Raw genomic sequence first — 12,428 nt, forward strand, 5'->3', positions numbered from 1 at the left:
CAGCAAGTCATGATGTATCGCAAATTTTGCCACATATTAAACCAATACCATACAAGAAATACATTTAAGTACCGGGAGGTATTATGAAGCACTTCTTACCGTCATCTGTCATGCTCACCCCATTTCTTGTTAAATATTATGATGAAGAATCACAAGACACCTCTGATTCGATAAATCCCGATGAGCCTCAACAACCTCAAGTTACATGCAGCGATGACTCAATTGAGATATTGGAAAAAGATGAGCTAGAAACAACTTTGACCGAATAGCCGTTATTTTTCATGGTTATAGAGCGCCATTCTGCAATTAAATCAATCGATTGCTTGCCATCCATTACTGACAATAAACATATCTGAAAACCATAAAAACGATTGCTATATGAGCGCTATCACAACGCATAGCCACAAAGTGGTAGTTCGGGATCAAAGTTGTTCCAGATCAATGGTCAACCAGTTGATTGCCGACACCATGTAGGAAATTAAAAATCATAATTAACGGAGTTTTCCAATGTCTACTGCATTTTACATCCCTACAATCAACTTCATGGGTACTGGCTGTCTGAAGGATGCTGCTGATAGCATTCAGTCTCAAGGCTTTAAAAAAGGTCTGATCGTTACAGATAAAATCCTTAACCAAATTGGCGTAGTTAAGCAGGTACAAGACCTTCTTAGCCAGCGCGGCGTAGACGCAGTTGTATTCGATGGCACTCAACCAAACCCAACCATCACTAACGTTAACGATGGCCTTGAATTGCTGACTGACAACGATTGTGATTTCGTTGTTTCTCTAGGTGGTGGCTCTCCGCACGACTGTGCAAAAGGTATCGCGTTAGTTGCTTCTAACGGCGGCAAAATTGCAGATTACGAAGGTGTCGATCAGTCTGAAAAACCAATGATGCCTCTTATTGCTATCAACACAACAGCAGGTACAGCATCTGAAATGACACGTTTCTGCATCATCACTGATGAAGAGCGTCATATTAAGATGGCTATCGTTGATAAGCACACAACACCGCTTATCTCAGTAAACGACCCAGAGTTGATGCTTGCTAAACCTGCATCACTGACTGCAGCAACAGGTATGGACGCGCTAACACACGCAATCGAAGCTTACGTTTCTATCGCAGCAACGCCAATCACAGATGCAGTAGCGATTAAAGCGATTGAACTTGTGCAAGCGCACCTAAGAACAGCAGTATCGCACGGCGAAGACATTGAAGCTCGTGAACAAATGGCATACGCACAGTTCATGGCGGGTATGGCATTCAACAACGCTTCTCTTGGCTATGTTCACGCAATGGCGCACCAATTGGGTGGTTTCTACGACCTTCCACACGGTGTATGTAACGCTATCCTGCTGCCACACGTTCAACGCTACAACGCGCAAGTTTGCCCTGAGCGTCTACGTGATGTTGCAAAAGCAATGGGCGTGAATGTTGAAGGCATGACACCAGAGCAAGGTGCAGAAGCGGCTATCAACGCGATTGTTCAACTAGCAAACGACGTGAACATCCCAACAGGCATCGCGCAGCTTGGTGCTAAGCTAGAAGACATCCCTACTCTGTCTGACAACGCACTGAAAGATGCTTGTGGTTTCACTAACCCTAAACAAGCAACTCACGAAGAAATCTCAGCGATCTTCGAAGCGGCAATGTAATCTAGGTTCTAGAAACCAATCAATATAAACACAAATGGGCTCACCTTCTGAGCCCATTTTCTTTTATCTGTCCAATCCCTTTCAAATCTTTGTCTTCCCCCACTCCCAAGAGCCGTTAATCAATAGCGACTCACCACGAAAAAGTCGCATTGTTGCGATCGCTTGGTTATAGTCAACCTATTGATATATAGAATGACAAATAGGTTCCATTGAGTCGTTGGATAGTTAGCACCTCATTATTAGCTTCACTCGTTTCTCACTCTGCTCTCGCGGAGGAAAAAGATGAGTGTCACAGCCAACCGTTAGAAGACGCCCCGGTCGAGAAAGCCTACCACTACCTGAACAGTAAGTTTTGCCAACCAGCGTTGTGGTTTGACAGCTTCTTTGTGGATGACCGTATTACCGAAGATGCTCGTGCAGGCACCTCTGTTCGTTGGTACAACGACTTTATCTATTCAGAAGGTGGCGATGTTGACTACTCGACTAAGCTCAATGCACGCTTACACCTGCCTTTTGTGAGTAAACGGTTGAAGTTAATCTATGAATCAGTCGGTGATGAAGAGTTCTTAGATTTCTTTCCGCAAGATTCAGAAGAACTAGAGAGCGCACTGGGCTTGCGTTACGACGCTTATGCCAAGGGTTACAGTAGCTTCAATATCAAGGCGACACTGCGTCCGCGTATCGAAGCTCGCTATCGATTTACCTATCCACTAACAACGGATGCGGTATTCAGGCTGACTCAGCGTGTATATCAAGAAAAGAAAGAGACCGGAGAGATCACCGATATCGATTTTGATCTTTCCCTAAGTGATGACTTCTTAGCGCGATGGTCAAATTTTTCGGGTTATAACGACGACCTCAAAGGTTGGGAATATGGAACAGGGTTGACCTTGTATCATTACCTTTCTCAAGACCAAGCTCTGCAATACAGCGCGACTATCTCGGCGACCAGCGAACCGTATAATCACTACGAATACTCTCAGGTATCTGTGACCTACCGAGAAAACGTATGGAAAGAGTGGCTGTTTTACGAAGTCATCCCGCGTTATCAGTGGGAAAGAGAGCCTTACGAAAAGCACACGGAAGAAGCCAATATCACTCTTAGAATTGAGGTCTTGTTCAATAACGTTTAGCTCGCAACGCTTAGCTCGCTAATGCTGAGCTTACATCGTCTAACCAATCAAAAGCCTTAGTGAAGATAAACCTAGCACCAATAAAAAAGCACATCGAATGATGTGCTTTTCTGTTTCTATAAGGCTCAGGCTGAAATCTTAACCTTTGTAATTTCTTACTCGCGCTGCTTCTGCTTCACGCTTATCAACAACCGTTTTGCCGATTGGCGCCAATGAGATAAGTGCTAACTTAAGGTGCTGAATCGCAAATGGAATACCGATGATGGTAATGAAACACGCTACAGCTGACATGATGTGACCAATCGCAAGCCAAATACCTGCAAATAAGAACCAAATCACGTTACCAATCACGCCTAACGGGCTGGTGCCGATGTCCATTTCGTTAGTCAATTCATCACGAGAAATCGCTTCTTGGCCGAATGGGAAGAATGAGAAATTACCCATGACAAAACACGCTCGTCCCCATGGAATACCTACGATGGTAAGGAACGCGAGCAGGCCGAAGAACCACCAAGCCAGTCCCATAAATACGCCACCGAACAGAAACCAAATGATGTTTCCTATTGTTTTCATTCTGTATTCTCCAAATCTTTGAATGCTGTTTTTTCATATGCCGAGTAAGGCAATACTTATTCTGATAGGTTCATTATTATTGAGTCTTTATGAACCGCTTATGAATCAACGAGATTTTATGTGTTTGATACACGCCACGAAACGCCAAATCCGCATAGGGCTCATCGAGTTTATTTGATACCATGCTCGCAGATTATTTAGTGCAACAAAGCTAAACAGACTCAACAACGAATTTAAGGCCGAATTTATGAACAACACTGAGCAACCTAAAAAGAAAATGAAAAACTGGGTGCCAATCGTCTTCTTCGGACTTCTCAGCACCGTACCTGTATTCATGTTTTTAGTCGACGTGTACATCAACCAATATATGTAACACGCACCGTTGTTTCTATTTGAATGAATACAGGGAACATGCCCTGTATTCACCACAATTAACTCACTTCTGCTGCGAACAATTCAACGCTTCTGTAATCAAACCAGCTCTTCGTTAATAAAATCTAGAATATCGATCAGCTCGTGATCTGGTAAGCTCAATAAGTTATCACCCACATACCACTCGATCTTACATTGATTCGGTAGCTCGCTGATTGCTGGGTTTCCTATCCAAACCTTGTGCTTCTTAGCGATATTGTCTCGCGCGATGATGCCCTCTTCATAACTCACCGGTAAATACAGGTGAAGCATGTTCACTTGAGGTTGTTGTGGATTCACCTTGAATTGCGGGTAGTCCAATAAGATTTGGTAAAGCTGCTTAGTGCGCTCATACAAAGCGGGCATCAATTCGAGTCTTTGGTCAAACTGCATGGCCGCCGAAACCACATAAGGCGTTCGATGGTACACATTGCCACCTTGACGCTTCATCCATGCCGACGCTTTCGCTACGAAGGCTTTATCACCTAATAAAAGTGAACCACCAAGGCCGTTTAACCCTTTGTAGAGCGAAACATAAGCCGTATCGAAACCCTTCGCAATCTCGCTATAAGGCTTTTGGTAATACGCTCCGCACTCCCACAAACGTGCACCATCCATATGAAGATGGATCGATTGTTCTTTGCAGTATTGCTTAATTGCTTCAAGCTCTTCCCATTCTGGCAGTTGCCCACCAATCTCACGCATCGGTAGTTCATACAACGCCGCCGCGATCTCATCTGGCCAAGCCTTTAAATCATCAACATTCCACGTGCGAAATACATTACCAACCGGAAGTACATTGAAACGGTTCTGGAGCTGATACCCTTGGCGTTCATGACGCATGATATGACTCGATTCATGCATCGCAACGAGTGGGTTTCTTTTCTCTTGGCACGCAATCTCTAACGCCGTCGGTTGGTTCATTGTGCCAGTAATAACAAACACCGCGGCTTCATAGCCAAGCAGCTCTGCAACTTTGGCTTCAAAGCCTTCGATGAACTCACCATCGCCATAGCTGTCATGACGCACATTGTTCGTTTCACACCATTCAGCCATCTGAGCAAATGTTTGTGCCGGAGTCGGTTCAAAGTGACCAGAAAGCAACAAATTACATTGTTGACGCAAGTCCGTGCTCATATCTTTTCCTTTATTCATTGTAGTTCTATGTAGGGTGATTGAATTATTTACGTTAGACGTCAACGGTGACATAAAATGCACATGTTCGCTGTTATTATTCGCGAATAATTAGTTTTACTTAGTCATAGTTTGGATATGCCAGAAATACACAAACTGACGAGTGTTTTATACCCGATTCAGATAGCAAGTACGACACTCCTAAAAACATACACCTAAGTAGATAAGTATGGGCTAATTCATTGTTCTTCAATCATTCATCTATTATTGTATATCTATAATTCCAATAAGCATTATTCGTTAATGGACAAAGAGGGCTATATGTCGAAAAATCGAGTCTTGGTGCTATTCGCCCACCCTTCTCAGCATCGCTCTGAAGCGAACAAACCCTTATTTGAGCAAGCCAAGCGCATTGATGGGGTAACCTGTGTCGATCTCTATGCTGAGTATCCGACCTTCAAAATCAACATCGATCGTGAACAGAAACGCCTGTTGGACCATGACATCATCATTTTTCAGTTCCCACTATATTGGTACTCAACACCAGCAATTCTAAAAGAGTGGCAAGACCTGGTTCTTGAATATGGTTTCGCTTACGGCACCGATGGCAATGAGCTACAGGGTAAAAACTTGTTATGCAGCATCACTGCCGGTGGTAAAAAAGACGCTTATCAAAGTGATGGCTACAACCATTTCACTATTCGAGAACTGCTTCACCCAATTGAACAAACCGCGTCTTTATGTGGAATGACCTACCTCGCACCATTTGCTCTGTTTGGTTCACGTACCGCTTTGGAAGAAAACCGCATTCAAGAGCATGTCGATAGCTATAAAGTGCTGTTAGAGGCGCTGGTTGCTGGTGACATTAACATCAAAAAAGCCAGCAAGGCAGAAAAGCTAAACCACTACGTAGAAGAACTAATTGCAGAGGTTAAATAATGACGGGATATTTTCTACAAGCATTTATCTACTTAGTTGCTGCTGTCATCGCAGTGCCTATTGCTAAGCGACTCGGGTTAGGCTCAGTGCTAGGGTACTTGATTGCAGGTGTTGTGATTGGCCCTATCATTGGCTTAGTAGGTGAAGAAACCACAACCATTCAGCACTTTGCCGAGTTTGGTGTGGTTATGATGCTGTTCTTAGTCGGCCTTGAACTTGAACCTAAGATGCTTTGGGCGATGAGAAACCGCCTGATGGGTCTTGGTGGTCTGCAAGTTGGCGGCACTACTGCGATTGTGATGGGCATTGCCCTCGCCTTTGGTCAACCTTGGACTATCGCTCTCACTATCGGTTTGATCTTCGCGCTTTCATCGACAGCGATTGTTCTGCAAACGTTCAATGAAAAAGGGCTATCTAAGACTGAAGGCGGCAAGAATGCTTTCTCAGTTCTGTTGTTCCAAGATATTGCCGTTATTCCAATGTTGGCGTTCATTCCTCTACTTGCGCTTCCTGAACTGGTTGCCTTGGCAGAGAGTGCAGCAGAAACCGCAGCGCATCACGATGAACTAAGTTTGGTTGCAGGCCTTCCTAGCTGGGCATACGGTCTTGTTATTACCGCTTCTATTGCCATTGTGGTTGTTGGCGGGCACTTCCTAAGTCGCCCACTGTTCCGTTTTGTTGCGAGCTCTGGCCTTCGTGAGATATTCACTGCGACCGCACTCATGCTTGTTATCGGTATTGCAGCACTGATGAGCCTTGTGGGCTTGTCTCCAGCACTTGGTACTTTCCTTGCGGGTGTTGTTCTGGCGAACAGTGAGTTCAGACACGAGCTTGAATCGAACATCGACCCATTCAAAGGGTTATTGCTTGGTCTGTTCTTTATTACGGTTGGTGCAGGCATCGACTTCGGTGTTCTATTCAACGACTTCGCACTCATCATTGGCTTAACCATTGGTGTAATGGCTCTAAAAGCATTCGTGCTATTTACATTGGCGCTGATCTTTAAAATCAAAAACAGTGACCGTTGGTTATTTACTCTGAGCTTGGCACAAGCCGGTGAATTCGGATTCGTGTTGTTGAGCTTCTCGGCACAAAACCACGTGTTACCTGCCGACCTTGTTCAAACACTGTCGCTAGTGGTTGCTCTGTCGATGTTCTTAACTCCTGGCCTATTTATCCTATTCGATAAAGTGATTCTGCCTCGTTATGAGCAAAAATCTAACGACCGCGAAGAAGACACCATCGAAGAGAAAGGCACGGTAATCATTGCAGGTATTGGTCGATTCGGTCAGATCGTTAACCGCTTACTGGTATCGAATGATGTCAAAACAGTCGTTCTGGATCATCAAGCTAATCAAGTAGACGTTCTGCGCTCTATTAACATCAAATCTTATTTTGGTGATGCGACTCGTCACGACCTATTGCATACCGCTGGTATTGAAGAAGCGGCCATGCTTGTTGTGGCTATCGACAACCAAGACTCGAGCGTCGAGTTAGTGAAATACGTTAAACACACTTACCCTAAAGTGAAAGTCCTAGCGCGTGCATTCGACCGTGGTCATAGCTACCGCCTAAGAGAAGCAGGTGCAGACTTTGTAGAATCAGAAACGTACCACTCAGCACTTGAAATGGGCGCGGAAGCCTTACGTTCTTTAGGTCACCACCCTTTCTTCGTCGAGCAGCAAAAATCAACGTACCAACGTGTTGAAAGCCGTAAGTCTGAAAAGCTATACCAAGCTTGGTCTGAGGCTGAAGACAACCCACGTTACGACAATAACTACCGACAAATCTTCATTCACCTAGAAGAAGCAATGAAAGAAGATATGAAGAAAGACCGTTCAGACAAGCACTCTCGCTCAGAACGTGGTTGGACACCGCCACCGAAAGGCTATGCCGACGGTTTTGAGGAAGAAGAGTCCTAGTCAAGGATTACAACTAACCACTAAAAAGCGGCCCTTGAGCCGCTTTTTCTCTATTTATATGCAAACAAAGTGCGTAATGAAGCCTAAACATTGGCTCTAAACCAGATGAACTACATGATTTATGTGATCCAGTTATAATTTTTAATCTCAGTCCACCTTACAAAAATGGATTCATTTTTTACATTTTTGAAACATCCCCATCTTGCATAAACCACACCTCAAACATGGCTATATATGCACTCATTTTAGTCATGTTATTCTCGACTAAAATTATGTTCACCGGTTTTAGGGGTTTGAACAGTATTGCATATATTAAAATCGAGCTTGCTAGTCCTAGCAGAAACATTCACAAAACCAATAAATCAACCGTTAAACTCACAAATTCAGGTCATTTGAATTAACATAAATATTTCAAAACATGTCTCCCGTTACAATTTGTAACGAATGGAAGTTGTCGGTATAGTCCTGCAATCAAAAAAGTGAGACCTTTGCGCTCACCTTAAAGGAGATATAATAATGATTACTAATGATGCTGTAATAATGGGCATGTTAGCTGTGATTCTTGGCGGTGTATTTATCACGGAAAGTAGCCAAAATAGCGCACTGAAAAAATTCTACTCGTTCGTTCCGGGTCTATTGCTCTGTTACTTTGTTCCTTCGCTATTGAACAGCTTCGGCATCATCGATGCGTCAAACTCTAAACTGTATTTCGTAGCAAGCCGTTACCTACTTCCAAGTGCATTGGTTCTTCTGATCATCTCAGCAGACCTTCGTAAGATCTTTGGTCTTGGCTCTAAAGCCGTCATCATGTTCTTAACGGGTACAGCTGGTATCATCATTGGTGGCCCATTAGCGATTCTGATTATCGATCAAGTCAACCCTGATCTTGTTTCGGGCGACGTATGGCGCGGCCTAACGACTGTTGCGGGTTCTTGGATCGGTGGCGGTGCTAACCAAGCAGCAATGAAAGAAGTGTTTGAGGTTGATGACCAACTGTTCTCTGCGATGATTACAGTAGACGTTATCTGTGCAAACATTTGGATGGCCGTGTTGCTTATCATGGCGGGCCGTCAGAAGAAGATTGATGCTTGGCTTAAAGCTGACACTTCATCAATCGAAGAGCTAAAAGAGACGGTATCTAAGTACCAAGAAGAGAACGCTCGTCCAACGACGACAACCGATCTAATGAAGATCACTGCGATTGCCTTTGGCTTAACTGGCCTAGCTCACTTATTCAGTGACCTTATCGCACCTTGGATCTCGACCAACGCTCCGGAACTTGCGAAATACAGCCTGACATCAGGATTCTTCTGGTTAATCGTTATGGTAACGACGTTCGCTCTAATCGCTTCGTGCTTTAAGTCGACACGTAGCCTTGAGCACAGTGGCGCGTCTAAAGTAGGTTCTGCGTTCATCTACATCCTAGTTGCGACTATCGGTATGCAAATGGATATCACCGCTATCTTGGACAACCCAGGTTACTTCTTCATTGGTATCACATGGCTAACTATCCACGCTCTACTTATGATTGCGATGGCGAAACTAATCCGTGCTCCACTGTTCTTCATGGCAGTAGGTAGCCAAGCTAACGTAGGTGGCGCGGCATCAGCTCCTATCGTAGCGGCGGCATTCCACCCAGCATTGGCACCAGTAGGTATCCTAATGGCAGTATTGGGTTACGCTCTAGGCACATATGGCGCTTACATTTGTGGCCTTATCATGCAAGCTGCTGCGGGTTAATCGAGATAACTTAGCTCAAACCAACCATTAAACATCAAAGTCCGATATTGGTACGCTAATATCGGACTTTTTTATGCCTAAAGGTTAGTCATGATGTAGTGAAAACACGGAATCAAGATCATCTGTAGCCCCAAAAATGCCAACAGGTATTGGAGAGTTTCATTTTTGGAGTTCTCAATCTTCTTGTTCACATACGATTGAGATACTGGGTCGATTTCGTTAATTGAATCTTTGAATGCTTTGGCAAGTAACACCGCCCTCTTCTCTGGAACGCCTGCATTGCTCAGTGTGTTAGATAACTTTCTAACGTCTACTCGTACCATTTGATACACCAATAATTAGTTTAAGTGCTTGAAATCTATCATAGAGAATAGGTCGTATCTCGATTCAAAACGAATCGTTTGTTTTAAGTTTATTCTTAGTTTCAAACTGTTTTTGGTTTTGTTTTCATTAGCTTTTCTGTAGGGAGATTTAGGCTTGGTTCCATCCTATTGAAGATCAAACGAACCATCGTTCAGGCGGACTAAACGCCTGTTATATAATCCTTGATTTATACGAACACACCTATCCAGTTATATTGATTATCGAAGTGATTGGTGAGGTGATGACGATGAAAGAACTCGATAGATACTGTGAACAGATAAACCTAGAACTGACAGAACAAGATGTAGCTCAGCTTGGCTGGAAAAGGCCTATGTTTAGCAAGCGCGTTGCTCTGTTATCAGCTATGTCTTTATTTGCTTTATGGTTAACCTATTGGCTTTAATTAAACAGGCTAAACGACCATCGTTCAGCCCATCTAATTGAGTCATACTAAACCAAGATTAATCGAATAAAGATGCCAGTTTATTTTCCACTACAGGGCTAATGTTGAAGCTCAACATAAAGTCCGGACGCGTCTTTTCATCTTTCTCGATATAGTAATTAGCTTCAATGCCAAACTTCCAAGGCCGACCATTCAAAACGGTTGTTTTACTCACGCTAATATTCAACGGAATCTCGGCCTGATCTTTATTCCAATCGTAGGAGAGTATCGGGGCTGAGCCTAGCGTCCACCCTCCTTCCAACAACTCCACCCAAAATAGCTGCGTAGACGTCTTGTTGATACGAGTATCAGAGTGCTCCGCCCCTTTGCCCGATACGCCATAAAGATGGCTTGGGAACACACCTACAACGCGTTCAGCACTCACTTTTCCGTACATAAACTCAGGGCCGACAGCAAATTGGTCAGCCGTGAGTTCACTACTACCAGTAGGTAAAGAAGCGAACAGACCAAAAGCAGCAATAGTCCTACCGTCCATTTTGGGTGCATAAGCTAGATCGAAAGATATATCGCTCACTCCTGACTGATCCATATGTTGGAAACTTGTCGGCGTATCCACATTGAAATCATTCTGAACATAAGAGATAGCAGGACGGAAGATGACTTTGTCGCCATTATCCATAGGGAAAGGGAGAGTTGGTTGTAACACCGTGGCGAAGCTGTCTCCTCCTCCGTCATAACCACCGGAGTATTGGAGCTTTAAGTTAAGGCTCGCGTAAGCCGTATTGGGGTTTGCAAGTTCCTTTGCTGCCTTTTCTGCTGCTTGGTCGCTATTACCTTCCGAGATAGTGGTATTAGCGGTCGCAAAATTCGGCGTTAATAATATTCCAGTTATTATCAGTGCAAGTGGTTTACAAGCCATTGAAGCCCTCTTTAAAAATTAAACGCAGTATATTGCGCGTATTTTAAAGATTGCAGGTATTCAAAATAGCCATTCAACGACATCAAGAATTAATCGATTCCCAGAAAACAAAAAAATGCCCCAAATTTCTTTGGGGCATTTTCATTTTTGAACTAGCTAAGGGTCGCCCCTATTTGCTTATTCCCAATCTAGGATTACTTTACCTGACATACCAGAACGCATCATGTCGAAGCCTTTCTGGAAGTCGTCCACTTTGTAGTGGTGAGTGATGATTGGTGTTAGATCTAGGCCAGATTGGATTAGTGAAGCCATCTTGTACCAAGTTTCGAACATCTCACGACCGTAGATACCTTTGATAACCAAGCCTTTGAAGATAACTTGGTTCCAATCTACTGCCATGTCTGATGGTGGAATACCTAGTAGAGAGATCTTACCGCCGTGGTTCATGTTAGTCAGCATGCTGTTGAACGCAGATGGGTTACCAGACATTTCTAGGCCTACATCGAAGCCTTCAGTCATGCCAAGATCAGACATTACGTCTTCAAGCTTCTCTTCCATCACGTTTACTGCGCGAGTCACACCCATTTTCTTAGCAAGATCTAGGCGGTATTCGTTTACATCAGTAATTACAACGTGACGAGCACCAACGTGCTTAGCAACAGCTGCAGCCATGATACCGATTGGGCCAGCACCAGTGATTAGCACATCTTCGCCTACTAGGTCGAAAGAAAGCGCTGTGTGCACTGCGTTACCAAACGGGTCAAAGATTGATGCTAGATCGTCAGAGATTTCTGCAGGGATCTTAAATGCGTTGAACGCAGGGATCACAAGGAACTCAGAGAATGCACCAGTGCGGTTAACACCAACACCTGTTGTGTTACGACAAAGGTGAGTACGACCGCCACGACAGTTACGACAGTGACCACATGTGATGTGACCTTCGCCCGATACACGGTCGCCGATTTCAAAACCACGAACTTCTTGGCCGATGCCAACAACTTCACCCACGTATTCGTGACCTACTACCATAGGTACTGGAATTGTGTTTTGTGACCACTCATCCCAGTTGTAGATATGTACGTCTGTACCACAAATTGCGGTTTTCTTAATACGGATAAGAAGATCATTATGACCCATTTCAGGTTTTTCAACCTCGGTCATCCAGATGCCTTCTTCAGGTTTAAGCTTAGAAAGTGCTTTAATTTTCATAATGTTACCTAGTTCATCTCGCCTAA

The 12,428-nt window shown here is 44.0% G+C and carries 13 protein-coding genes; 8 read left to right on the top strand and 5 right to left on the bottom strand.

The features are described 5' to 3' along the window. The first annotated feature begins 83 nt into the window (after nt 1-83). From OCV12_RS23625 to OCV12_RS23635, 3 genes are all read left to right on the top strand, one after another. Complete coding sequence (locus tag OCV12_RS23625) at nt 84-269, top strand: hypothetical protein (protein WP_261886370.1); 186 nt, start codon at nt 84-86, stop codon at nt 267-269. Between the two features lie 238 nt (nt 270-507). Next, nucleotides 508-1,656 (top strand): L-threonine dehydrogenase, encoded by a 1,149-nt coding sequence (yiaY, locus tag OCV12_RS23630; protein WP_176679892.1) that lies wholly within the window; start codon nt 508-510, stop codon nt 1,654-1,656. A 209-nt stretch (nt 1,657-1,865) separates the two neighbouring features. After that, nucleotides 1,866-2,789 carry a hypothetical protein gene (locus OCV12_RS23635; protein ID WP_261886371.1) on the top strand — a complete coding sequence of 308 codons (924 nt, stop codon included), beginning with the start codon at nt 1,866-1,868 and terminating at the stop codon, nt 2,787-2,789. A 138-nt stretch (nt 2,790-2,927) separates the two neighbouring features. On the opposite strand, the gene OCV12_RS23640 is transcribed toward OCV12_RS23635, so the two are convergent. Next, nucleotides 2,928-3,362 (bottom strand): YccF domain-containing protein, encoded by a 435-nt coding sequence (locus tag OCV12_RS23640; RefSeq protein ID WP_017629666.1) that lies wholly within the window; start codon nt 3,360-3,362, stop codon nt 2,928-2,930. Nucleotides 3,363-3,609: 247 nt separating this feature from the next. Between OCV12_RS23640 and OCV12_RS23645 the strand changes: the two genes are divergently transcribed. Next, complete coding sequence (locus tag OCV12_RS23645) at nt 3,610-3,735, top strand: hypothetical protein (RefSeq protein ID WP_017060906.1); 126 nt, start codon at nt 3,610-3,612, stop codon at nt 3,733-3,735. Nucleotides 3,736-3,833: 98 nt separating this feature from the next. On the opposite strand, the gene OCV12_RS23650 is transcribed toward OCV12_RS23645, so the two are convergent. After that, nucleotides 3,834-4,910: a threonine aldolase family protein gene (locus tag OCV12_RS23650; protein ID WP_261887126.1), complete on the bottom strand. Its 1,077-nt coding sequence runs from the start codon at nt 4,908-4,910 to the stop codon at nt 3,834-3,836. A gap of 318 nt (nt 4,911-5,228) precedes the next feature. Here OCV12_RS23650 and OCV12_RS23655 point away from each other — a divergent pair, with 318 nt between their 5' ends. The 3 genes from OCV12_RS23655 to OCV12_RS23665 all read left to right on the top strand — a co-directional run bounded on the left by OCV12_RS23655 (nt 5,229) and on the right by OCV12_RS23665 (nt 9,508). Then, nucleotides 5,229-5,846 (top strand): NAD(P)H-dependent oxidoreductase, encoded by a 618-nt coding sequence (locus tag OCV12_RS23655; protein WP_261886372.1) that lies wholly within the window; start codon nt 5,229-5,231, stop codon nt 5,844-5,846. Beyond that, nucleotides 5,846-7,768, top strand: coding sequence for a monovalent cation:proton antiporter-2 (CPA2) family protein (locus tag OCV12_RS23660; RefSeq protein ID WP_239846723.1), 1,923 nt, complete (start codon nt 5,846-5,848; stop codon nt 7,766-7,768). The genes OCV12_RS23655 and OCV12_RS23660 overlap by 1 nt, the downstream gene beginning before the upstream one ends. 516 nt (nt 7,769-8,284) lie before the next feature. Next, complete coding sequence (locus OCV12_RS23665; protein ID WP_239846724.1) at nt 8,285-9,508, top strand: DUF819 family protein; 1,224 nt, start codon at nt 8,285-8,287, stop codon at nt 9,506-9,508. Between the two features lie 77 nt (nt 9,509-9,585). Here OCV12_RS23665 and OCV12_RS23670 read toward each other — a convergent pair whose 3' ends face one another. Further along, nucleotides 9,586-9,831 (bottom strand): hypothetical protein, encoded by a 246-nt coding sequence (locus OCV12_RS23670; protein ID WP_261886373.1) that lies wholly within the window; start codon nt 9,829-9,831, stop codon nt 9,586-9,588. Nucleotides 9,832-10,118: 287 nt separating this feature from the next. Between OCV12_RS23670 and OCV12_RS23675 the strand changes: the two genes are divergently transcribed. After that, nucleotides 10,119-10,274 carry a hypothetical protein gene (locus OCV12_RS23675; protein ID WP_261886374.1) on the top strand — a complete coding sequence of 52 codons (156 nt, stop codon included), beginning with the start codon at nt 10,119-10,121 and terminating at the stop codon, nt 10,272-10,274. 58 nt (nt 10,275-10,332) lie between these two features. On the opposite strand, the gene OCV12_RS23680 is transcribed toward OCV12_RS23675, so the two are convergent. Then, complete coding sequence (locus OCV12_RS23680) at nt 10,333-11,193, bottom strand: hypothetical protein (RefSeq protein ID WP_261886375.1); 861 nt, start codon at nt 11,191-11,193, stop codon at nt 10,333-10,335. Nucleotides 11,194-11,370: 177 nt separating this feature from the next. Continuing rightward, nucleotides 11,371-12,402, bottom strand: a complete 1,032-nt coding sequence (gene tdh / locus OCV12_RS23685; protein WP_017059546.1) for an L-threonine 3-dehydrogenase — start codon at nt 12,400-12,402, stop codon at nt 11,371-11,373. Between the last annotated feature and the right edge of the window lie 26 nt (nt 12,403-12,428).

The organism is Vibrio pomeroyi (assembly GCF_024347595.1).
Lineage (GTDB): Bacteria > Pseudomonadota > Gammaproteobacteria > Enterobacterales > Vibrionaceae > Vibrio > Vibrio pomeroyi.